Origin of the sequence: Limnothrix sp. PR1529 (assembly GCF_002742025.1) — a bacterium.
In the GTDB taxonomy this organism is placed as follows: domain Bacteria; phylum Cyanobacteriota; class Cyanobacteriia; order CACIAM-69d; family CACIAM-69d; genus CACIAM-69d.
Map to the genome: position 1 here is coordinate 1 of NZ_LIRO01000059.1, position 21830 is coordinate 21830.

Here is a 21830-nt window from a genome sequence, read left to right on the forward strand (position 1 = left end):
TGCAAAATCTGACAGAGCTTTACCTTGGCGGTAACCAACTGAGTCAGCTCCCGGATTTTATTCGAGAATTGCCCAAGCTCGAAAAGCTAGATTTACGCGGCAACCCGATCGCGATTCCCCCAGAAATTTTGACTGGGGAAAATCAGCATGAACCAGGTAACTTACAAACAATTCTGGATTTTTATTTCAACAGTCAACGCAACCCCAAACCCCTCTACGAGGCCAAGCTGCTGATCATTGGTGAAGGCGGCGCAGGTAAAACCAGCCTGGCTAAAAAGCTAAAAGACGAAACCTATCAACTCAAAAGCAAGGAAAAATCCACTGAAGGAATTGATGTGCTGCCCTGGGAAATTTCCCACACTGATGGCACACCGATGCGCGTCAACATTTGGGACTTTGGTGGTCAAGAAATCTACCATGTCACCCACCAGTTTTTCCTAACCAAGTGCTCTTTATATTTACTCGTTGTTGACGATCGCAAAGAAAATACTGATTTCTATTATTGGCTCAACGTCGCAGAAACCTTTGGTGATAATAGCCCCCTGCTGATCATCAAAAATGAAAAACAAGATCGCCAATGCGATCTCGATGAGTGCATTCTGAGCGGTGAATTCACAAACTTTCAAGCATCCCTCAGCACCAACCTAGAAACGAATCGCGGACTAGATGCCATCCACACCAAAATCCAAAAGTATCTTAGCGACCTCGACCACGTTAAACAAAATATCCCCGCTCATTGGGCTGATATTCGTGCCGTTCTTGAAAATCTTGCTCAAGAAGACCCGTTTAGACGATATTCAGGTCGTAATTACTTAGAACTCAGGGACTATTTCACTCTCTGTCGGCAAAACGGCTTCAGCGATGAAAAAGAAATGCTAGCCGCTAGTCAGTTTCTGCATGATTTGGGTATTTGTCTCCATTTTCAGAATGTCCGCTTCCTGAAGAAAATCCTGATCCTGAAACCCGAATGGGCTACCGGCATGATCTACAAAATTCTTGACGATAAAGAAGTCAGAGCCAACTTTGGGCGCTTCAATGATGACACCCTCGAACAACTTTGGGACGAGGGCGACGAATTCCAAATGCGCGATGAACTCTTGCAACTGATGAAGGAGTTTGCCCTTTGCTATGAAATTCCCGGTTGCAAAGGTCGCTACATTATCCCTCAATTGCTTGAAAAAGAACGCCTTGACTATGCTTGGGACAACACCGATAACCTAATCCTCAGCTATCGCTACCAATTCAAACCCAAAGCCATTTTCCCGCAGCTAATCGTGGCGCTCCATGAACAAATCGAGCAAATTGAGGAAACTTTCCGCGTCTGGAAACATGGCATGGTGATCACCAACGGTTCCACTCGCGCCGAAATTATTGAAGATGATCGCTACTCCGAAGCCAAAATCAAAATCCGCGTTTTTGGCTCTAATAAACGCGAACTCCTAACCATTGTTTGCCATGAACTTGACAAGATTAACAGTAACTATGAGCGCCTCACTTACGAAGTTCTGATTCCCTGAAATTGCGTCAAGTGCAAAGGTAGCCAAGATCCAAAAACTTAAACAAACCCACGATTAACCCATGACCACCAACATCACCCAAAACCACCACGGCAGCGGCGACAACGTAGCAGGCAACAAAACCGTTAACAACTACCACGCCCCCCAAACCCCTGAAGCCGCCCAACAGGCAATCCAAGACCTGCTGAAACAACTGAAAATCGACGAACAAACCACCACCGCCAAACTGCAAACCCAAGTCACCTTCAAAGATTTGGAATGGCAACAAACCCTCTGGGCCGCCTTCAAAAACGCTGGACCCGAACTCGCCAAAAGCGCCGTTGGCATCGCCCTAGCCAGCGCTGGTCTACCCGGCGCGATCGCCGCCGCCGCCTTTAACGTGGTGGTCGAAGGAGTGCGCGGCGGCCTGGAAGCCCGCGAAGCCCTGCCCCCCGGTGAAGACAACCCCTTTGGGACACCAACCTTTTGAGCCGCAACGCTTCCTAAAAAACCAAAAAAAAGAGGCAGAAAAATCCCACCCCTTGCGAGTTTCTCTGCGGCATTGCTCCCATATCCCCAACATTCTTAGGGGATAGGCTCCTACAATTGGAGCGGTGATGTGAGGGGGCGGCGGCATGGAACGGGCGGAGTTGTTGGCGCTGCTGGAGCGGGCGAAGGCGGAGGGCTGGACGGAGCTGGATCTGGCGGGGCTGGATTTGGTGGAGTTGCCCCCGGAAATTGGTGAGCTAACTCAGCTTCAGGTTTTGATTTTGGGGAAGTGGGACGAGGAAACCGAAAAATGGAAGGGCAATCAATTAACGACGCTGCCGCCCGAAATCGGTCAACTGCAAAATCTGACAAATCTTGACCTTAGCTACAACCAAATTAGCGAGTTACCAGCGGCGATCTCGCAACTGAAAAATCTGACATTGCTTGACCTCCGCGACAATCAACTGAGTGAGCTACCGACGGCAATTGGTGAACTGGAAAGTTTGACTACGCTTCACCTCGGCAACAACCAAATCAGCGGGCTACCGGCGGCGATCGCGCAATTGCAAAATCTAACTACGCTTAGCCTCTGCGAAAACCAACTGTGGGAGCTACCAGCGGCGATCGCACAACTGCAAAATCTGGCAGAGCTTGACCTCCGCGAAAACCAACTGAGGGGGTTACCGGCGGCGATCGCGCAACTGCAAAATTTGACATCGCTTGACCTCAGCGGCAACCAAATCAGCGAGCTACCAGTGGTGATCGCACAATTGCAAAATCTGACATCGCTTGACCTCGGCAACAACCAAATCAGCGAGCTACCAGCGGTGATCGCACAACTGCAAAATTTGGCAGAGCTTGACCTCCGCGATAACCAATTGAGAGAACTACCGGCGGCAACCAGTGAATTGAAAAGTTTGACTACGCTTTACCTCGGCGACAACCAGATCAGCGAGCTACCAGTGGCGATCGCACAATTGCAAAATCTGACATTGCTTGACCTCGGCGATAACCAATTGAGGGAACTACCGACGGCGATCGCGCAATTGCAAAATCTAACTATGCTTAACCTCAGCTATAACCAACTGAGAGAGCTATCAGCGGCGATCGCACAACTGCAAAATTTGACAGATCTTGACCTTCGCGATAACCATCTGAGTGAGTTGCCAGCATCTATTCGAGAATTACCAAACCTCGAACATCTAGATTTGTCTGGAAATCCTCTACCCATTCCTCCAGAAATTCTATGTAGACAAGAACAGTTGTCTGAAAATTTGTGGGGTCTTTATTACGAGTCACAAACTATTCTGGATTTTTATTTCAATAGCCAACGTGATCCCAAACCCCTCTACGAAGCCAAATTGTTGATCATTGGCGAAGACAGCGCAGGTAAAACTAGCCTCGTCAGAAAGCTCGAAGACGAAACTTGTCAACTCGAACCTCAAGAAGAATCCACTGAGGGAATTGACCTGTTGCCCTGGGAAATTTCCCACTTAGATGGCACACCGATGCGCGTCAATATTTGGGACTTTGGCGGTCAGGAAATCTACCACGCCACTCACCAATTTTTTCTAACAAAACGATCTTTGCATTTGCTGGTTGCCGACGATCACAAAGAGAATACCGATTTCTATTATTGGCTCAACATCGCACAAGCCTTTGGTGACAACAGTCCCCTGCTGATCATCAAAAATGAAAAACAAGATCGCCAATGTCAGCCCGACGATCGCACCCTACGTGGCGAATTCAGCAACCTCAAAGAATCCCTCAGCCTCAACCTAGAAACCAATCGTGGACTAGACACCATTCGCGCCAAAATTCAACAGTATCTCAGCAGCCTTGATCACGCTCAGCAAATCATTCCTGCTCACTGGGCTAACATTCGCACCGTCATTGAAAACTATTCCCAAAGCCGCAACATTCTAGAACTCGGGGACTATTTCGATCTTTGTTGGAAAAATGGCTTCAGCACCGAAGCAGATATGCTAGCTGCCAGCCAATTTCTGCACGACTTGGGCATCTGTCTACATTTTCAAAATGTCCCATCCCTCAAGAGATTCCTGATTCTCAGACCTGAATGGGCTACTGTTTCGCTCTACAAAATTCTTGATAACCAAGAAGTTAAAGCCAACTTTGGCCGCTTCAATGACGACACCCTCGAACAACTGTGGGATGAGAGCAATGAATTGCAAACACGCAACGCACTCTTGCAACTGATGAAAGAGTTTGCCCTTTGCTATGAAATTCCCGATTGCAAAGGTCGCTACATTGCCCCTCAACTGCTTGAAAAAGAACGCCTTGACTATGATTGGGACAACACCGATAACCTAATCCTCAGCTATCGCTACCAATTCAAACCCAAAGCCATTTTCCCGCAGCTAATCGTGGCGCTCCACGAACAAATTGAGCAAATTGAGGAAACTTTTCGCGTCTGGAAACATGGCATGGTGGTTACCAACGGCTCGGCTCGCGCCGAAATTATTGAAGACGATCGCTACTCCGAAGCCAACATCACCATTCGCGTTTCTGGCTCCAACAAACGCCAACTGCTGACCATTGTGGGTCACGAACTCGACAAAATTAACCGCAGCTACGATCGCCTCACCTATGAAGTCCTGATCCCCTGAAATTGCAGTCAATGCCAAGGTAGCCAAACACCCCACACCAACACCTGGAAAAGCCTGCGACATCGCATTGCCAGCCACCAAACTGCAAAACCGGGTGATGATCCAAGATTTCACTGGGCAGCAAACCCTCTGGGCTGCCTTCAAAAACGCCGCCGCCTTCAACGTGGTGGTTGAAACCGACCTTTTGAGCCGCAACGCCTCCCCAAAACCCATAAAAAAAGGGGTAGGAAAATCCCACCCCTGGCTAGTTAGGCGGCTCGATCAAACCACCCATCAATCCTGTACTTGACCCTTACGGAGCCGCCACCAAGTCCTTCTTCGCGGCCTCGCTGGCCAGGAACTTCTCCAGCTCCGTCAACTGATCCGCATCCACCTTGGTTTGCATCGGGCAGAACTTGGGCCCACACATCGAGCAGAACTCAGCGGTTTTGTAGATGTCGGCCGGCAAGGTTTCATCGTGGTATTCCTTGGCCCGCTCCGGATCGAGGGACAGCTCAAACTGCTTGTTCCAGTCGAAGTTGTAGCGAGCGGCCGAGAGTTCATCGTCCCGATCGCGCGCGCCGGGCCGGTGGCGAGCAATGTCCGCCGCGTGGGCCGCGATCTTGTAGGCGATCAAACCGTTGCGCACGTCTTCCGCGTTCGGCAAGCCCAGGTGCTCCTTCGGCGTGACATAGCAGAGCATCGCCGTGCCATACCAGCCGGCCATGGCCGCCCCGATCGCACTGGTGATGTGGTCGTAGCCCGGTGCGATGTCCGTCACCAGCGGCCCCAACACATAGAAAGGCGCTTCGGAGCACTCTTCCATCTGCTTCTTCACGTTGAACTCGATCTGATCCATCGGCACGTGGCCGGGGCCTTCCACCATCACCTGCACATCGTGCTCCCAGGCGCGGCGAGTCAGTTGGCCCAGGGTTTTCAGCTCGGCCAATTGCGCTTCATCGGACGCATCGTGGGTACAGCCGGGACGCAGCGAGTCGCCCAAGCTGAAGGACACATCGTATTTCTTGAAGATTTGGATGATGTCGTCGAAGTGCGTGTAGAGCGGGTTTTGCTTGTGGTGGTGCAGCATCCAGCGGGCGATGATGCCGCCGCCACGCGACACAATCCCGGTGATCCGGCTCTTGACCAAGGGCAGGTGCTCGATCAAGATCCCGGCGTGGATCGTCATGTAGTCCACACCTTGTTGGGCGTGCTTTTCGATGATGTGCAGGAAATCATCGGCGGTCAGGTTTTCGATCCGACCATGGACGCTTTCCAGGGCTTGGTAGATCGGCACAGTCCCGATCGGCACGGGCGAGGCGTTGATGATCGCCGTGCGGATTTCGTCCAGGTTGCCGCCGCCGGTGGACAAGTCCATCACGGTGTCTGCGCCATATTTCACCGCCAGTTCCAGCTTGGCCACTTCTTCGGCCAGGTTGGAGGAGTTGGGCGATGCGCCGATGTTGGCGTTGACTTTGCACTTGGAGGCAATCCCGATCGCCATCGGTTCCAAGTTGGGGTGGTTGATGTTAGCCGGAATGATCATCCGGCCGCGGGCCACCTCGTCGCGAATCAGTTCGGGGGTGAGGTTTTCGCGTTGGGCAACGTAGAGCATCTCTTCGGTGATGATGCCCTGACGTGCGTAGTGCATTTGCGACACGTTTTCTTGACCGCGACGCTTGGCAACCCATTCGCTACGCAACATATTTGGTTCCTCAAAAAAGTAGCTTTCCTACGCCGGTTTGAACCGGATCAGGTTCTAAGGGTGTGTTCTCAGCCTGGGCAAGGATCCCAGACACCCCTAGCTTGGCCAGTGGTGGAGCTGGCGCTGAGGTTTCATCCTACCATTTTGCCTTGGCTGCCATTGGCTGGAAAACCGGGCGGGGATCGACTGGGAAAGGATCAATTTAGGGAAAGCCGCAGAATCGTGATCGGGGTTTGATTGGCGGGCGATCGCGTCTAAATTGGGTGGGAAATTGTGTTGGAAACGTTGTACGGAGTCGCCAGACCATGCCACAGGGGCCAGGATTTTTGTTCACATTTGTCTACTACACCGTGATGGCGACGGTGGTGGCCACTTTCTCGAGTGCGCCGTTGCTGTTTGGTGGACGGTTGGGCCTGGAGGCGATCGAAACAGCCTTGCCGATCGGGCTGGTGTTGGGGCTGTTGGGGGCTTATTTTAACCGCACGGCTTCGCTGGAGCTGACGGTGCGATCGGGCAATGATCTGCAAACGCAACTGGAGCAACTGCTCACGAGCTGGGAATTTGTGACGGTGGATCCCACAACCGTGCTGGGCGATCGCACCGGCATCCAGGTTTATGAACGCGCTTCCTGGCGCAAGTGGTTTTCGGGGCGTGTGTTTGTGCGCATCGAGCGGCAAACGGCCACCGTGGTCAGTCGTGCGGGTCTGATTCGGAAACTGGAGCGACAACTCGGCGCGGTTCTGTAAAGGCGTTAGGGTCGATCGCCATTTCCATCGCCGTAGGGGTTGGGTCTCCCAATCCTAACCCGGGCGATCGCCCTAACCCTGTCCCCCCTGGGAACACCCAAGGATTACGGGAACCCCCAAATGGGTTGAGAGCCTGTCGTAATCACAACAGGCTCTCAACTCTTAACCCTTTCTAACTTCCGGTGTGATCCAGCTCGTCAGTCAGTTCTGTTTTTGATACCCCCAGGGGAATTCGAATCCCCGTCGCCTCCGTGAAAGGGAGGTGTCCTAGGCCTCTAGACGATGGGGGCGTATCATTGAGCTTTCGCTCGGAGCGCTCAGGCTCGGCAAACTTACTTTACCATCGCTTGAGTTCTTTTGCTGTGGGCGTTGCGCTCGCGTTTCGCTTGCCGTCCGCGCCTTTCGCGATATCTAAATTAGCGAACTCCTCTAGAAGTGTCAAGCACTCAATTAATTCTTAACAATCGTTAATAATTAATCTCAGCATTCCGATCGCTCGGGTCAGCCAGCGGTCAATTCATTAACCTGCACGATGCACCGGTTCAGGACGCGGTGGCAACTGCTTTGATGGATGACTCCGGCTTGGGGGTGCTCGTTATGATTGGAGCAGATCCTAGACAAAATTCAAGACCAGCCCGATTCAGCGCCGGCCAGATCCCAAACCAGCCCGTTTGATGTTTGACTACGGAAGCCTGGGGCGATCGAGCGAGATTGGTTGGCCACCCTGGCGGAATGGCGACGGGCAGCCATGAATAAGTGGAGTATTGGGGCGATCGGGAACTGGTAAATTGCACGAGGCGCAAGGGAGGATTGGGGGAATGCAACAAATTCATCGATCGCGTGACCGATCGGGCCAGCGATCGCCCTCCCGATCGCCCTTGGGCTGGGCTGTGGTGCTGGGTTGTGTGGCCCTGTTGGCCATTGAGGCGATTGATCAAGGGCGATCGGCGGTGGCCCAGGCGCTCCCGGGGGCGATCGATCGGGTTGGGCAACCTCAGCCTGCGCCTCGGGTGACTGCGCCCGGCTCGGATCGTGAGCTGAAGTTTGACTATTCGGTTTCCGGTTGCGAAGATGCCTCGATATCGCCTGCGGTTACGCCTCTTTGGGCGGCGGCTCGGGCCCTAACCTGCAAAAGTGGGGCATCCGAGGGGGTGACCCGTTCCCCCTTGGCCTTGGGACGAGAGTTGGTCAGCAACATCGCCATCAGCACCGAAGGCAGAACGCTGGTCTTTGGACATGATTTGACCTACACCTGCTGTGCGGCTTTTGTACTTGATCGCTCCCTCGATCGCGAAGGCGGCCAATCGATCATCACCGTCGTGGAACGCAATGAGGGGGAACATTGTCGCTGTCTATGCGATTACCAAATTACCGGCACGATCGGCCCCTTGCCGCCCGGTTCCTACACCTTGCGGGTTTATGGAGAATTGGGAGCCGCCCGCGCTCGACAGTTGCTCTTTGAGCGATCGACCGTCATCGGTGGAGAACTGCCGCCCGCTGGGGCCCCCACGAAGCGCTGAACCCTTGGCAACAGTGCCAATCTAAAGCCCTGCCGCCGCCGCTCGATTTCCAGAAAGGGCGATCAAATTCCCATGTATTCTTAAAGAAAGATTTTAAAAAAGATGCTTAGGGAATGTCTGAACAGCCCCAATGGCTACCTTGCGGGCCCCAGCGATCAACATAAACAAGGGGCTTAAGCCCCTTGCCCCGCGACGGTTGATGCTTGGCCCGTGTCGAAAGACACTTTCCAGACATCCTCTTGAGGCGATATTTCTTAGGCGATATTTCTTAGGCGATATTCAAAAGCCAACTTTTAGGGGAAATTCCCCATCCCTCAGCCACGGTTTCCTGTCCCGATCGCATTGCCCACGGTTGCAGCCGGTGACCAATGCCTCGATCGCCCCTTTCGATCGCCCATGTTGACCCTATCCCCTGAACTCAAAGCCCGTTTGGCCGAACCACTCCAAATTGGTTCCGTCACCCTTCAGAGCCGCGTGTTGCAAGCGCCTCTGTCTGGTGTCACGGATTTGGTCTTTCGGCGTTTGGTGCGGCGCTATGCACCCACCTCGATGATGTACACCGAAATGGTGAACGCCACCGGGTTGCACTACGCACGGCAGCTTCCGCAAATCATGGAGGTTTCCGCCGAAGAGCGTCCCATCAGCATTCAACTGTTTGACTGTCGCCCGCAATTTTTGGCCGAGGCGGCCCAAATGGCCGTTGAAGAAGGGGCCGACACCGTGGACATCAACATGGGCTGCCCGGTGAACAAAATTACCAAAAACGGTGGTGGTTCTTCCCTGTTGCGCGACCCAGAAACGGCCGAGGCGATCGTGCGGGCCGTGGTGGCGGCGGTGAACGTGCCGGTCACCGTGAAATCACGGATTGGCTGGAACGAAAGCGAAATTAACATCGTGGATTTTGCCCGGCGGATGGAAGCGGCGGGCGCAGCCATGCTGACCGTTCACGGTCGCACCAGGGCCCAGGGCTATAACGGCCCCGCCAAATGGATTTGGATCCAACGGGTGAAGGAAGCGGTTTCCGTGCCGGTCATTGCCAACGGGGATATTTTTTCCGTGGAGGCTGCGGTGCGTTGTTTGGCGGAAACCGGCGCGGATGGGGTGATGTGCTCGCGGGGAACCATGGGCTATCCGTTCTTGGTGGGTGAAATTGACCATTTCCTGAAAACCGGCGAGTTGCGCCCCCAGCCCAGCCCGATCGAGCGGTTGCGTTGTGCCCAAGAACACCTGACCATGTTGGCCGCTTACAAGGGCGATCGGGGTGTTCGCCAGGCCCGAAAGCACATGACCTGGTATGCCAAGGGGTTCTATGGGGCAGCGGAGTTGCGCGGCCAACTCTGCCGGATTGAAACGGCCGCCGAAGGGGTGGCCCTGATCGATCGCACCATTGCCCAAATTGAACGCCACGAAGCCGAATTCGGCGCGATCGGCCCAGAATCAGAACAACCAAACGAGCCAATTAACGAGCCAATCAACGAACCCGTTTTGGCCTAGCCCCGATCGACTCCTCAGAACCTGTTACCTAAAAGGCCCTGAAACAGGAAAGACTCTGAAATAATCATCGGCAATCCTTCTCTTATCGCTTCTTTAATGAAGACCTTTGTTTCCGGAAAAATTCACGGTATCCGCGTCACCGACAAAAGTGTGGATTACAACGGCAGCGTCGGCATTGATGCGGCGTTGATGGAGCGTGCTGGCATTGAAGCCTATGAGCAAGTGCATTTGGTTAATCTGCGCAATGGTGAACGTTGGGTCACCTACGCCATTCCCGCCGGGCCAGGCGAATTTACGCTCAATGGTGGTTCTGCGCGGTTGGGAGAAGTGGGCGACAAATGTTTAGTGATCGCCTATCGCTTGAGCGATCGACCCTTTACAGCTCCCGTTGTTTTTTGTGATGAAAACAATGCCATTGCTGACACCATGCAATACCACATTCAAGGCGGCAACCTGACGGGCCATAACGATTGGGTGGTTCCGGTTCATTAAGCTTGTTGCTGTTGGCCGATCGACATCAACAATCAACCCAAGCCACAAACCCGAGGGCCAATAACCCAAAGGCAACCCCCCTAAACAGAAAAAATAGCGGCGAGGCACTTGGCTTCACCGCTATTGTCATTTTTGGGCCAAAAACTTAGTGATTAATCAATGACCAATTAATGACCAATCAATGACCAATCAATGACTAATCAGTAATCAATTAGTGCTCAATCAATGATCAATCGGTGATCAATCAGTGCTCAATCGAAGGCAGAGTTGGGCGATCGCCCGATTCATTTTGAATCATTCATCACCCAACTTCCCGATCGAACCTTTTAGACCTTGGCAGCAGCCTTAGCCACCAATTCACCCTTGGCATACTTGCGAGCAAACTCGTCCACCGAGACTTGCTTGATCTTGCTAGCGTTGCCAGCGGTCCAGAACTCGCTATAGCGATCGGCACACACTTTTTGCATGTACTTGATCGAGGGCTTCAGGAAGTGACGGGGGTCAAATTCCTTGGTGTTGCCGGCCAGGGCTTCGCGCACCGCAGCGGTGATCGCCAAGCGGTTGTCGGTGTCGATGTTCACCTTGCGCACACCGCACTTGATACCCTTTTGGATTTCTTCCACGGGCACGCCGTAGGTTTCGGGGATCGTGCCGCCGTATTGGTTGATCAGCGCCAGCAGATCTTCGGGAACCGAAGACGAACCATGCATCACCAAGTGGGTGTTGGGGAGACGGTTGTGGATTTCTTCAATGCGGCTGATGGCAAGGATTTCGCCGGTCGGCTTGCGGGTGAACTTATAAGCACCGTGGCTGGTGCCGATCGCCACTGCCAGAGCATCCACTTGGGTCTTTTCCACGAAGTCGGCTGCTTCATCGGGGTCGGTCAGCAGTTGGGAGTGATCCAGCTTGCCTTCAAAGCCGTGACCATCTTCTGCTTCGCCCATGCCGGTTTCCAGCGAACCCAAGCAACCCAGTTCGCCTTCCACGCTCACACCCAGCGAGTGGGCAACTTTCACCACTTCTCGGGTCACGTTCACGTTGTACTCGTAGCTCGCGGGGGTCTTCGCATCAGCTTCCAGCGAGCCATCCATCATCACGCTGGTGAAGCCGTTTTTGATGGCCGAGTAGCAGGTGGCCGGCTCGTTACCGTGGTCTTGGTGCATGCTGATGGGGATGTGGGGATAGGTTTCCACAGCTGCCAAGATCAAGTGACGCAGGAAGTTTTCGCCAGCGTAGTTACGAGCACCACGCGACGCTTGCAGGATCACGGGGCTATCGGTTTCATCGGCTGCCCGCATGATCGCTTGGATCTGCTCCATGTTGTTGACGTTGAAGGCAGGAATGCCGTAGCCATTTTCTGCCGCGTGGTCGAGCAGAAGCCGCATGGGTACGAGCGCCATAGGAATCCTCCTAAGATAGATTTATATCGATGCCTCGATAACTCTCGGCCGGTCGAGTGCTTGGCACTAATCTTAAAACAATTGTTGCCAGCCCCTCTGTTTTTCTGGAAGCAAGAATTAAAATTTCGACGATTTGGCGGTTTTGGAGATCTTGAATTGACCCAGCGCCCGATCGACCAAACCTAGAGACCTGATCTCGAAAGGATTCGGGCGATTCTGTCCCGTGGAAAATTCTGAGTTGCAGGGAGTTGTGGCAGGGAGTTTTGGAAAGTGACTTGATCTCTCGATCGACTCGATCGCCCAAAACCAGCCCTTGGGGTGTTGCGCAGGCATGGCGGATTGTGGAGAGATCCAGGCAGTTCAATCCAGAGCAGGATCCCAAAGACAGGATCTGAAGACTATCTCTGAAGACTATTTTTGGGGACTGTGGATTCTAAAAAAATGGGTCGCCTGGGATTCGAACCCAGAACTAATCGGTTAAAAGCCGAGTACTCTACCGTTGAGTTAGCGACCCCCATCGCCCTGTTGGGGGCTATAAGGCGGTGTTGGGGACTGCAAGCACAACCGGGCCGGTTGGGTGTTGCAGTGAAATTCCGAACACGGGTGATTAATCTAGCAGGCTTTTTGAAGCTCGTCAACTGATCGTTGCAAATCATTGCGCCCAATTGCGCCAAATTGATCCGCCAGTCGATCAAATTTTGCCGTGATGCGACGTGATGCAAGGTCACTTTAGCGGTTAGAACGGTTGTCATGCATGGGATATAGCGAAGCCAGGGGGCCGCTAACCGGAGGATCGCTTTCTTGGCGGGCGGCTTCAATTTCTGCCCGGCGGGCCCGCAGTTGGATGTCTTCGAGCATTTTGCGGTTCACGGCCAGCAAATCCGCCACCAATCCCAAAATCCAGAGCTGCACCCCCACCAAAATCCCGATCGCCGCCAGGATCAAGCTAGGCACGTGGGCCCGGGGTGAGCCGCCGAAGTAAAGCAGCAGCCAGCGAATTCCCAGCAACACCCCGATCGAGAAAGGAACTGTCCCCAAAATCAGAAACGATCGCAGGGGCTTGTAGGTCATGAAAATCCGCAGGATCGTGAAGATCGATCGCTGGATGTAGCTGCGGATGCTCTTGACCAGGCGCGAGGGGCGCAGGTAGCCATTGGTGCGAATCGGCACGGAAACAATTGCGATTCCCTGTTGCCCCGCTTGGATAATCGTTTCCAGGGTGTAGGTATAGCCATTGAACACATTGACCCGCAGGGCCGCCTCCCGACTCAGGGCCCGAAAACCGCTGGGCGCATCGGGAATGTCCGTGTCGCTGGCCAAGCGCACCACCCAACTGCCAAACTGTTGCAGGGCCTTCTTGACGGGCGAGAAATGCTCAATTTCCGCGATCGGGCGGGCCCCAATCACCATCTCTGCTTGATGGGCCAGGATTGGAAACACCAGCGCCGGAATGTCATCGGCACAATATTGATTGTCCGCATCGGTATTAACGATGATGTCTGCTCCGGCCTTCAGGCAAGCATCCAAACCGGCCATGAACGCCTTTGCCAGTCCCTGATTGGTGGACAGTCGCACAACGTGGTCTACCCCATGGGCCAAAGCCACCTCAGCGGTGCGATCGACGCTGCCATCATCAATCACCAACCACTCCACCACATCGCAGCCGGGCACCTCGCGGGGCAAGGCTTGGAGCGTAATGCCCAGGGTTTCTTCTTCGTTGAAGCAGGGAATCTGAATAATCAGCTTAGTCACGGTTCAGTCGCCAGGAAGACGCTAGGGGCGATCGCCCGCATTTAGCCTACCGCCCTTGGGGCAGACCGTAACAGAACCATGGGCCAAGGCAGTCAGCTATTGTTGCGCAACTGTCAAGAATCTTCATCGAAACTTGATGTTTCTCAAATTCAGACTCTGGCCAATATTCAAATTGACCTTTAAGCAATACTTTGGTCCAGACCCGATCGCTGGGATGTGAATATCGGGTGGATATGGGGTCGATCGCTAAGTCGGCACTTGATCCGCGATCGTAATCAATACTCAAATCGACACTTAATATCGACACTCAGATCAATAGTTGAAAGTCGGCAACAACGTTTAACCCAATCGATCATAGTTGCGTGAAAACAACAATCGATTCTTTACATTCTGTAAATTTGAATTTGAAATGCAGGATAAATCAATAGGGTTCTTACTGGAGCGGAATCATTTTTCTCAGCAGATCCTAACAAAATTGATCCCCGCAAGCGTTGAGTTGCTTTGATCGAGCGAGGTGGTGATGATCGGCGCGATCGACTGCTGAATCGATTTTCGGTTGTAGGGACGGATTTCCGAACTAAAGCCTGGAACCGTTGATTTATCTGGTTCAGAAACTGTCACATCGCGATTTTTTGCCGCACAATTTCGCGAGTCAATGGAAACCAAGGGTATTTGATGGGATGTGCGATCGAGATCACCATTGCTCTGTAATGGCGGCCGGCGTATTAAAGCGTAACGATCGCATTCCGCAACAGCAAGCGGTCACCGCCCCCACCCAATTTATCCTAGATATTAGAGGCAGGTTGAACGAGGGGAAGGCGCAATGAATTCAGTTCAAGTGTTGACGAAAGTAGTGGCGGGCGTTGCATTCTTCGCCAGCACATTGGCAGTGACGGCGCTCCCGAGCGTTGCGGAAAACCCTGCCCATGTGCGCCAACTGCTGGAAACCAAAAGTTGCGCAAATTGTGACCTGAGTGGTGCTGACCTGTCTGATCTTGATCTGGCTGGGGCTAACCTGCAAGGGGCGAATTTGAATGGAGCCAAACTGTGGCGCACGGACTTGACGGCCGCTAATTTGAGCCGAGCCAGCGCGATCGAGGCGCGGATGCACGCAGTTAAGCTCGCCCAAGCCAACCTGCAACAGGCGGATTTGACTCTGGTGGGATTGGTGTTGGCAGATTTGCGCTCGGCCAATCTCCAGGATGCCAACTTGTTGGGAGCCAACATGGAAGGGGCCCAGTTAGCTGGGGCCAACCTGAACAATGCTCGCCAGACCATGGCCGGGTTGCTGCGGTGGCAACAGGCCAGCTACGGCAACATGGATGTGCCGATGGATGTGGCGGGGATTAATTTGCGGGATGCGAATTTACACAACGCTTCCCTCAGCCGCGCCAGCTTGGAAGGGGCTGACTTGGCCGGAGCCAACCTGACCAATGCTGATTTGCGGTTTGCCAAGTTGCATGGGGCGAATGTGGCGAATGCCCGCTTGGAAAACGCTCGCTTGCAGGGCACTATTTTGGCAACCCAAAAGGAAAGCACCGCTCTGTTGATTCGCAGCGCACCGTAAGTTTGCCTGGGTTGGGTGGCCAGCCAGGCCACCAGTCGGCTCGCGGGGAAGGCCAGCAAAGGGCTGAATCCAAGTCTCAATTCGGGCCGCAATTTGAGCCGCTATTCAAGCCGTAATTCGAGTCTCAATTCGAGTCCCAGTCCTACGCGCGTTGATACAATGGCGAGGCACGTTACCGAAACCGAAATAACACCATGAGCGGCGAAATTTTTAGCACGGCTTTTTTGGCATTCACCTTGATTTTGATTGGCTTGGGCGGTGGTTTCCTGTTGCTGCGGTTGCAAGGGGCCGATAAGTAGGCAACTTGGAACAGCGTTTGCCGATTTCATCGGTGGCTAGTCCAGCGTCGATCGGCTCAATCCTCGAGTCTCAATTCGCTGCCCGTTCATTGCCGGTTCGCGCGATCGGGTCAAGATTTCAAAGCTCAAACGCAAAACCCAGCCCCGGTGCATCACTGAGGCTGGGTTTTGTGGTTTTGAACAGTGCTCTTTCGGTTGGATTAGCCCAGGAGCGCGAGAGTCGTTAGATCACGGAAGATCACGGAAATGGTTTAACGACTAGCGCGGTTGCCCGGTGCTGACCACACGCCGCATGGGAATTGAGTATCGATCGCCGTAGCTGAGCACATGCAGACGGAGGTGATGCAAACTAACGGGATCGTTGGCTCCCACTAGGGATTGATTGGTGTAGGTGATGTCGCCCGGGTCAATGATGGTGACCGTGCCTTTACCCAGCACTTCGATCGAACCGTCATCCTCAAAACAGGCGCAGGTATCTTCATCAATACCAATGCCCAGGCGATCGGGATGCAAGGACACGGCGCTCAAGAGCCGCGCCATCCGATTTCGGTTGTGGAAGTGCTGATCCACAATCACATGGGGCAACACACCAAACCCCGTGGCCATATCCACCAGCGATCGATTGGGGGACTCGCCCGAGCCACCGCCCGCGATCATGTGGTGGCCCATCACCGCTGCCCCGGCACTGGTTCCGGCCAGGGAAATTTCCCGTCGCCGCACCCGCTCCAGAATGCTTTCCATCAGCCGCGTTTCCGCCAGCAGGCCACACAGCCGCAACTGATCGCCGCCGGTCATGAACACGCCCGTACAACTGTAGACATATTCCAGATAGCTTTCGTTGGAGCCTTGGTCGCGATCGCGCACATCAAGAATTTCGATCGACTCGGCTCCCATGCTCTCGAAAATCATGCGGTACTTGCTGCCAATCACCGATGGCTCCCGCGAAGCACTCGGAATGATGGCGATTCTGGCACCGGTTCCGCCCGATCGCTGAAAGAAGGCGTGCAGAATTTCACGACCGTGAATCTTGTCTTCTGCGCCGCCAATGACCATGACTGCGGCTTTTACGGCTTGGGGAACTGAACGATCCAACATTCGCGTGTGAGCTTGCACCATGGGCTTAAACGTGCGAGGGGGAGAGCAAAATTGAGGAGCCATGATCTCTTGCGTTGAGTGGTTGCAGATGGCATTGGCACTCAACCCTGCGCTTCACTCTGCGCTCAATTTTGACTGGATTGTCATTCTGCCGAATGACCGAAACAGGTAGACATTCGGGCAAGGATCGCGCACAAGACCCAACTTAGGAGTAATTAGCGATCGCACAGATATTTAATCATCTTTCTATCCTGCAATTGGCAAAGATTTTGACCGACAGAATTGACCATGATGGCGATCGCGGGCCCTTCAATCGTTCGAGTGTTGTTCAGCGGCTAATGAATTTCTATGAATTGGTTAGCGATGGGGCAGACATTCAGCCAGTTACTGAGTCGGGCATTCAGTTAGACCTTGACTCACTAGCAGGGTGGGCATTACCCACCCCGATCTAGCCCAGACGGCATTCATCCTACATTTGGCGGACTTGCGGTTCCCCATCCACAATTTCCCCAATCAGCACGCAGTCTGTGGTTCCCACAAACAGGCCGTTTTCCAGGACTCCGGGAATGTTATTCAGGGCTTTTTCCAAGGTGGCGGGATCGTCAATGCCGTTGGGGAACTTCACATCCAGAACCAAGTTGCCCTGATCCGTCACCACGGGGCCGGCTTTTTTGACGGCCATCCGCAATTGCGGCTCACCACCCAGGGCGACGATCGCCCGCTTCACCGGTTCCAGAGCCATGGGCAACACTTCCACGGGCAACAGGAAGGTGGTTCCCAGCCGATCGACCAATTTGCTGGCATCCACCACCACAATAAATTCCGCTGCCAAGCAGTCCACAATTTTTTCCCGGGTGTGGGCCGCGCCGCCGCCCTTGATCAGGTTCTTTTGCGGATCCACTTCGTCGGCCCCGTCGATCGCCACATCAATCCGATCCACATCGTTGGGCGTGGCCAAGGGAATGCCAAACTGCTTGGCCAGCACTTCCGACTGGAACGACGTGGGCACGCCGATGATGTCGGTGAGTTCACCGGACTTGAGCCGATCGCCCAAATATTCGATCGCAAAGGCCGCCGTTGAGCCGCTGCCCAACCCCACGACGGTTCCCGACTTGACGCGGGCCACGGCGGCCCGGGCCACTTGTTGCTTCATGATGGTTGCGGGATCGAGCTGGCTCATGGGTCAAACTCCTGTGAAGTTTTGAAAGATTGATCTCAGGGGGATCGGGTTATGCAAACCGGGTTCAATTAAACACCGGATGGCTGACCCGATCGCGAGTTCCGGCGGCCGAGATTGCAGCGGGATCCGGAAACCCAGGCCCTAAACCGTGACCTGGAGCAGGTGTCGTGCCATCAGCCAAATTCGATCAATTCAGATTCCATCAAGCCAATTGAAGCGATCAAGAAAATCCAAGCGATCAAGTTCGGTCAGCCCGATTTACCCCACTAGATTTAACCAGCCCGATTTACCCCACTAGATTGAGCCAGCCCGGTTATCAGCAGCCAAACGCGGGCGGATGCGATGAGATGCGAGGAGATCCATGCAAGCAGGCGAAACCACAGCCCCCAGACAGGAAGAAACGATCGCGACAATCACCCCCAAGACTGCACCCCCGATCGCCTTGAAAATGCTGGTGACAGAGTTTGACCAGGCCTTGGCGGCGGCCGAGGCGGCTTGGCGACAGGGCCAGGCCCAAGGGGCGATCGAGCAGGCCCGTCGGGCCATTCGGCTGATTCCCGATCGGCCAGAGCCTTACCGCTGGTTGGGCAATGGTTTGCAGGGGCAAGGGCAGTGGGCCGCGGCCGATCGCGCCTATGGCTGGGCCTTGCACTATCGACCCGATTGGGCAGAAGTCTGGGCTAATCGGGGCACCATTGCCCTGCAACAACAGGATTGGGCAACGGCCACCACACACTATCAGCAAGCCATTCAGGCTAATCCTGAGCTACCGGACTTGCATCTTTACCTGGCCCAAAGTCTTTGCCAGCAATGTCGGTGGCCGGAAGCGGCGGCGATCGAGCAGGCCTTGCAACGCAACCCCGATCGCGCCCTGGCCCACCTGCTGCAAAGTTGGATTGCGCTCGATCGCGAAGCTGGGGACGATCCTGAGCTGGCCTATGCGGCGGTTCAGCGATCGTTGGCATTGGATCCTCACTATCCCGGTGCTTGGTTCCAGTTGGGACGGGTTTGTTTTTATCGCCAAGAATTTCGGGAGGCGATCGCCGCCCACCAACGGGGACTGACCCTGGCTCCGCCCGATCCCGGTGTGCAGGCGCGGGCCCTGGGGGCGATCGGGAATTGCCACTTTGAGCTGGCGGAATTGGCCGCCGCCGCCGACTGCTACGAAGCCGCCCTCCGCCATCAACCCGATGAAGCGGATGTTCACTGGGGACGGGCCAACCTTTGGTTACACCAAGGCGACTATGAAGGGGGCTTTGCGGAGTTTGAATGGCGCTGGCCCAACGTTTTGCCCCGGCGGCCCTTCCAGCAACCGGCCTGGAATGGGGAGCCGATCGCGGGGCAAACCATCTTGGTCTATGCCCAGTGTGGTTTGGGCGATATTTTGCACTTGGCGCGATATTTGCCTCTGTTGGCGGCTCGGGGCGCGAGGGTGGTGGTGGAGTCGCCGCAGCCCACGGCCCGAATTTTGGCGGCCCTGCCAGGGGTGGCGCAAGTGGTGGTTCAAGGGGCGGCCCTGCCGGCCTTCGATTGGCAAATTTCCTTCCTGAGCCTGCCCAAGGTGTTCACGCCCAGCTTGGCGGCCATTCCCCGATCGATTCCTTACCTGTCAGCCCAGGCCACGGACTGGCGACCAGAGCAGGCATTTACCTTTCGGCGCGATCGACTTCATGTGGGCATTGCCTGGGCCAGTGGCTACCAAGCCAATCGCGACGGCCGCCGGGACTATCACAATCGATCGATTCCCCTAGCCCAATTTGTGGAGCATCTGAATTGCCCGGAGGTGCAACTGCATAGCTTGCAAGTGGGGCATGATGCCGGGGCGATCGCCCAATTTCCGCAAGTCCAGGCCTGGCACGATCGACTCCGGGATTTTGCCGACACCGCCGCCCTCGCGGCCCAAATGGATTTGGTGATTTGTGTTGACACCTCTGTCACCCACTTGGCAGGCGGCCTGGGCTTGCCCACCTGGATTTTGTTGCCACAGATGCCCAATTGGCGCTGGATGCTCGATCGCGCCGATTGCCCTTGGTATCCCACGGCTCGGTTGTTTCGTCAGCTCCAACCCCGAGATTGGGCGGGTGTTTGGCAGCAGGTGCGGCCCGCCTTGGCTCAGGCGATCGACCAATGGCGATCGGGACTAGGCCCCTTTGGGCCCCGTTCCTGAGTGAATTTTCGGTGGATTAACCTCACGTTCTTCAGCTTCCAACCGTCAACCCAGCGAGCCGCTAAGACAGAAACCAAGACAGGATTTGTCTGCGATCGCATCGGTATCTCCCGATCGGTCTGCTAAGTTCAAGAAAAGTACAATGCCAACGCCAGCGAACCCACCAGTGGGGCCCGGCGCTGGCGGTTTTGTTGTGACCACGTTGTGACCATCGTTGCAGAAGGGTTTGGGGCCATGAGTATCAATCAGCGATCGCAGCCTATGCCGCCATATCGGCTTCCCCATGCCCTCTGGGGGCTGGGAGGAATGATCCTCCTCTCGATCGGCTCCATTGGCTGGGCGGCCAGTCCCGTTGCAGCGCGGCAAATGCCCCCCGACGCAGGACGGCTAGGCCCGGCGAACGAGTCGATCGATCCGTTGCGCCCCGTGGTTCCCGGTCACCGGGCCCAAGGCAACAGTGATGAAGAGGTGAACGTGCGGGTTTATCGCACCGCCAGCCCTGCCGTTGTGTCGATCGAAACCAGCAGCAGCACCGGCAGCGGCAGCATCGTCAGCGCCGATGGCCTGATTCTGACCAACGCCCATGTGGTGGATGATGCCGCCAGCCCCGTGACTGTGGTGTTGGCCAATGGTCAAAAATTTGAGGCGGATATTCTGGGATTTGCGGAAGGCAGCCTAGACCTCGCCATGCTGAAACTGCGGGGGGCGAGTGGGTTGCCGGTGGTGCCCATTGCGCCGCCCGGTTCCGTGGAAGTGGGGCAGCGAGCCTTCGCGATCGGGAATCCCTTTGGCAAATTCCAAAACACCTTCACCGTGGGTATTGTCAGCCGCCTGGACAACATTGAAGGGCTAATTCAAACCGACGCGGCCATCAACCCCGGCAACTCCGGCGGCCCACTCCTGAACAGCAAAGGGCAACTGATTGGGGTCAACACTTCGATCTATGTTGATCGCGACGGCGGTGGCAACATCGGCATTGGCTTTGCCATCTCCACCGATCGCGTGTTGGACTTCCTGGCCAAGGCGCGATCGGGAGATTTGCGCCCCTCCATCCCCGTCACCACCCTGGCTCTGAATAATCAGCCCCTGGCCGGCGAACTGGCCGAGGGCGATCGGGTTTTGAGCCAAGACCAAACCCTCTACGACATCTACACCTTCACGGGCGAAGCGGGCAACCAAGTCACGATCGACCTGGCCAGCGGCGACTTCGATGCTTACCTGATCGTGCTCAATCCCGAAGGAGAAGAGCTAGCCCAGGACGACGACAGCGGCGGCCAAACCAACGCCCGCGTCACCGCCACCCTGCCCAGCAGCGGTCTGTACACCGTATTTGTGAACACCGCCGCCACCAACCAACAAGGACGCTATACCCTGCGGGCGCGATCGGGTGGCCCCGCCGCCACCAACCCCGGCACGCAGCCCGGCACGCAGCCCGGTACGCAACAGGCCGGCTCCCTCATCCTGCAAGATGCCGGCAGCCTAACCGCCAGTTCGCCCCGCCTGCAATCCGACAACAGCCCCTACCAGGAATATCGATTCAATGGGCGGGCCGGCCAACGAATTGAAATCCTGCTGGAGAGCAATGACTTTGATCCCTACCTCATGGTGGCGGATCCCCAAGATGAAAAACTGGCCGATGCCGACGACATCAGCGACACCAACACCAACGCCGCTCTCGTGGTGCAGTTGCCCAGCACCGGAACCTATCGGATCATCGTCAATGCCTACGATCCCCAAGGGCGAGGACGCTATCAACTCACGGTGCGCGAGGTTAGCAACTAGGGGAGCGTTCCGTGAGCTAACCAGAAAACAACCCCTCTAA

16 protein-coding genes, 2 tRNA genes and 1 riboswitch are annotated in these 21830 nt (G+C 55.0%); of the genes, 11 read left to right on the top strand and 7 right to left on the bottom strand.

Annotated features, from left to right (window positions below):
- The 3 genes from AMR42_RS09085 to AMR42_RS09095 form a co-directional block, all read left to right on the top strand.
- Positions 1-1517 (top strand): COR domain-containing protein (locus AMR42_RS09085; RefSeq protein WP_199858133.1); only part of this gene is annotated, 1517 nt, incomplete at its 5' end.
- Positions 1518-1578: 61 nt separating this feature from the next.
- Positions 1579-1986 (top strand): hypothetical protein, encoded by a 408-nt coding sequence (locus AMR42_RS09090; RefSeq protein ID WP_099533139.1) that lies wholly within the window; start codon positions 1579-1581, stop codon positions 1984-1986.
- A gap of 145 nt (positions 1987-2131) precedes the next feature.
- Positions 2132-4612, top strand: a complete 2481-nt coding sequence (locus AMR42_RS09095) for a COR domain-containing protein (protein WP_099533140.1) — start codon at positions 2132-2134, stop codon at positions 4610-4612.
- A 292-nt stretch (positions 4613-4904) separates the two neighbouring features.
- On the opposite strand, the gene thiC is transcribed toward AMR42_RS09095, so the two are convergent.
- A complete protein-coding gene (gene thiC / locus AMR42_RS09105; protein ID WP_099533161.1) occupies positions 4905-6293 on the bottom strand; it encodes a phosphomethylpyrimidine synthase in 1389 nt (462 codons plus the stop codon).
- A 10-nt stretch (positions 6294-6303) separates the two neighbouring features.
- Positions 6304-6404, bottom strand: a riboswitch (TPP riboswitch).
- Between the two features lie 197 nt (positions 6405-6601).
- Between thiC and AMR42_RS09110 the strand changes: the two genes are divergently transcribed.
- Entirely contained in the window at positions 6602-7042 is a 441-nt protein-coding gene (locus AMR42_RS09110; protein ID WP_099533142.1) for a hypothetical protein, read from the top strand.
- 217 nt (positions 7043-7259) lie between these two features.
- Here the strand turns inward: AMR42_RS09110 and AMR42_RS09115 are convergent.
- Positions 7260-7332, bottom strand: a tRNA-Glu gene (locus AMR42_RS09115).
- Positions 7333-7860: 528 nt separating this feature from the next.
- Between AMR42_RS09115 and AMR42_RS09125 the strand changes: the two genes are divergently transcribed.
- The 3 genes from AMR42_RS09125 (at position 7861) to AMR42_RS09135 (ending at position 10548) form a co-directional block, all read left to right on the top strand.
- On the top strand, positions 7861-8562 hold the full coding sequence (locus AMR42_RS09125) for a hypothetical protein (RefSeq protein ID WP_099533144.1): 702 nt from the start codon (positions 7861-7863) through the stop codon (positions 8560-8562).
- 396 nt (positions 8563-8958) lie between these two features.
- Positions 8959-10056, top strand: a complete 1098-nt coding sequence (dusB, locus tag AMR42_RS09130) for a tRNA dihydrouridine synthase DusB (protein ID WP_099533162.1) — start codon at positions 8959-8961, stop codon at positions 10054-10056.
- Positions 10057-10152: 96 nt separating this feature from the next.
- On the top strand, positions 10153-10548 hold the full coding sequence (locus tag AMR42_RS09135) for an aspartate 1-decarboxylase (RefSeq protein ID WP_099533145.1): 396 nt from the start codon (positions 10153-10155) through the stop codon (positions 10546-10548).
- 326 nt (positions 10549-10874) lie between these two features.
- Here AMR42_RS09135 and fba read toward each other — a convergent pair whose 3' ends face one another.
- From fba to AMR42_RS09150, 3 genes are all read right to left on the bottom strand, one after another.
- Positions 10875-11948: a class II fructose-bisphosphate aldolase gene (gene fba, locus AMR42_RS09140; protein WP_099533146.1), complete on the bottom strand. Its 1074-nt coding sequence runs from the start codon at positions 11946-11948 to the stop codon at positions 10875-10877.
- A 442-nt stretch (positions 11949-12390) separates the two neighbouring features.
- Positions 12391-12462, bottom strand: a tRNA-Lys gene (locus AMR42_RS09145).
- A 215-nt stretch (positions 12463-12677) separates the two neighbouring features.
- Positions 12678-13700: a glycosyltransferase family 2 protein gene (locus AMR42_RS09150; protein ID WP_099533147.1), complete on the bottom strand. Its 1023-nt coding sequence runs from the start codon at positions 13698-13700 to the stop codon at positions 12678-12680.
- An 823-nt stretch (positions 13701-14523) separates the two neighbouring features.
- Here AMR42_RS09150 and AMR42_RS09160 point away from each other — a divergent pair.
- Positions 14524-15267 (top strand): pentapeptide repeat-containing protein, encoded by a 744-nt coding sequence (locus tag AMR42_RS09160; RefSeq protein WP_099533149.1) that lies wholly within the window; start codon positions 14524-14526, stop codon positions 15265-15267.
- A gap of 194 nt (positions 15268-15461) precedes the next feature.
- Positions 15462-15566, top strand: a complete 105-nt coding sequence (gene petM, locus AMR42_RS09165) for a cytochrome b6-f complex subunit PetM (RefSeq protein WP_099533150.1) — start codon at positions 15462-15464, stop codon at positions 15564-15566.
- A 258-nt stretch (positions 15567-15824) separates the two neighbouring features.
- Here the strand turns inward: petM and AMR42_RS09170 are convergent, their stop codons facing one another.
- Positions 15825-16682, bottom strand: a complete 858-nt coding sequence (locus tag AMR42_RS09170; protein WP_099533151.1) for a cyanophycinase — start codon at positions 16680-16682, stop codon at positions 15825-15827.
- Between the two features lie 448 nt (positions 16683-17130).
- Positions 17131-17841, bottom strand: coding sequence for a ribose-5-phosphate isomerase RpiA (gene rpiA / locus AMR42_RS09180; protein ID WP_099533153.1), 711 nt, complete (start codon positions 17839-17841; stop codon positions 17131-17133).
- Between the two features lie 361 nt (positions 17842-18202).
- Here rpiA and AMR42_RS09185 point away from each other — a divergent pair, with 361 nt between their 5' ends.
- Both AMR42_RS09185 and AMR42_RS09190 read left to right on the top strand, forming a co-directional pair.
- Positions 18203-20008, top strand: a complete 1806-nt coding sequence (locus tag AMR42_RS09185; RefSeq protein WP_099533154.1) for a tetratricopeptide repeat protein — start codon at positions 18203-18205, stop codon at positions 20006-20008.
- A gap of 234 nt (positions 20009-20242) precedes the next feature.
- A complete protein-coding gene (locus AMR42_RS09190; protein WP_099533155.1) occupies positions 20243-21790 on the top strand; it encodes a trypsin-like peptidase domain-containing protein in 1548 nt (515 codons plus the stop codon).
- Positions 21791-21830 lie beyond the last annotated feature (40 nt).

Coding starts and splice junctions, on each gene's coding strand:
- AMR42_RS09095 (WP_099533140.1), top strand. CDS start 2,132: ATGGAACGGGCGGAGTTGTTGGCGCTGCTGGAGCGGGCGAAGGCGGAG.
- petM (WP_099533150.1), top strand. CDS start 15,462: ATGAGCGGCGAAATTTTTAGCACGGCTTTTTTGGCATTCACCTTGATT.
- AMR42_RS09090 (WP_099533139.1), top strand. CDS start 1,579: ATGACCACCAACATCACCCAAAACCACCACGGCAGCGGCGACAACGTA.
- fba (WP_099533146.1), bottom strand. CDS start 11,948: ATGGCGCTCGTACCCATGCGGCTTCTGCTCGACCACGCGGCAGAAAAT.
- rpiA (WP_099533153.1), bottom strand. CDS start 17,841: ATGAGCCAGCTCGATCCCGCAACCATCATGAAGCAACAAGTGGCCCGG.
- AMR42_RS09135 (WP_099533145.1), top strand. CDS start 10,153: ATGAAGACCTTTGTTTCCGGAAAAATTCACGGTATCCGCGTCACCGAC.
- AMR42_RS09170 (WP_099533151.1), bottom strand. CDS start 16,682: ATGGTGCAAGCTCACACGCGAATGTTGGATCGTTCAGTTCCCCAAGCC.
- AMR42_RS09110 (WP_099533142.1), top strand. CDS start 6,602: ATGCCACAGGGGCCAGGATTTTTGTTCACATTTGTCTACTACACCGTG.
- AMR42_RS09190 (WP_099533155.1), top strand. CDS start 20,243: ATGAGTATCAATCAGCGATCGCAGCCTATGCCGCCATATCGGCTTCCC.
- AMR42_RS09160 (WP_099533149.1), top strand. CDS start 14,524: ATGAATTCAGTTCAAGTGTTGACGAAAGTAGTGGCGGGCGTTGCATTC.
- dusB (WP_099533162.1), top strand. CDS start 8,959: ATGTTGACCCTATCCCCTGAACTCAAAGCCCGTTTGGCCGAACCACTC.
- AMR42_RS09125 (WP_099533144.1), top strand. CDS start 7,861: ATGCAACAAATTCATCGATCGCGTGACCGATCGGGCCAGCGATCGCCC.
- AMR42_RS09185 (WP_099533154.1), top strand. CDS start 18,203: ATGCAAGCAGGCGAAACCACAGCCCCCAGACAGGAAGAAACGATCGCG.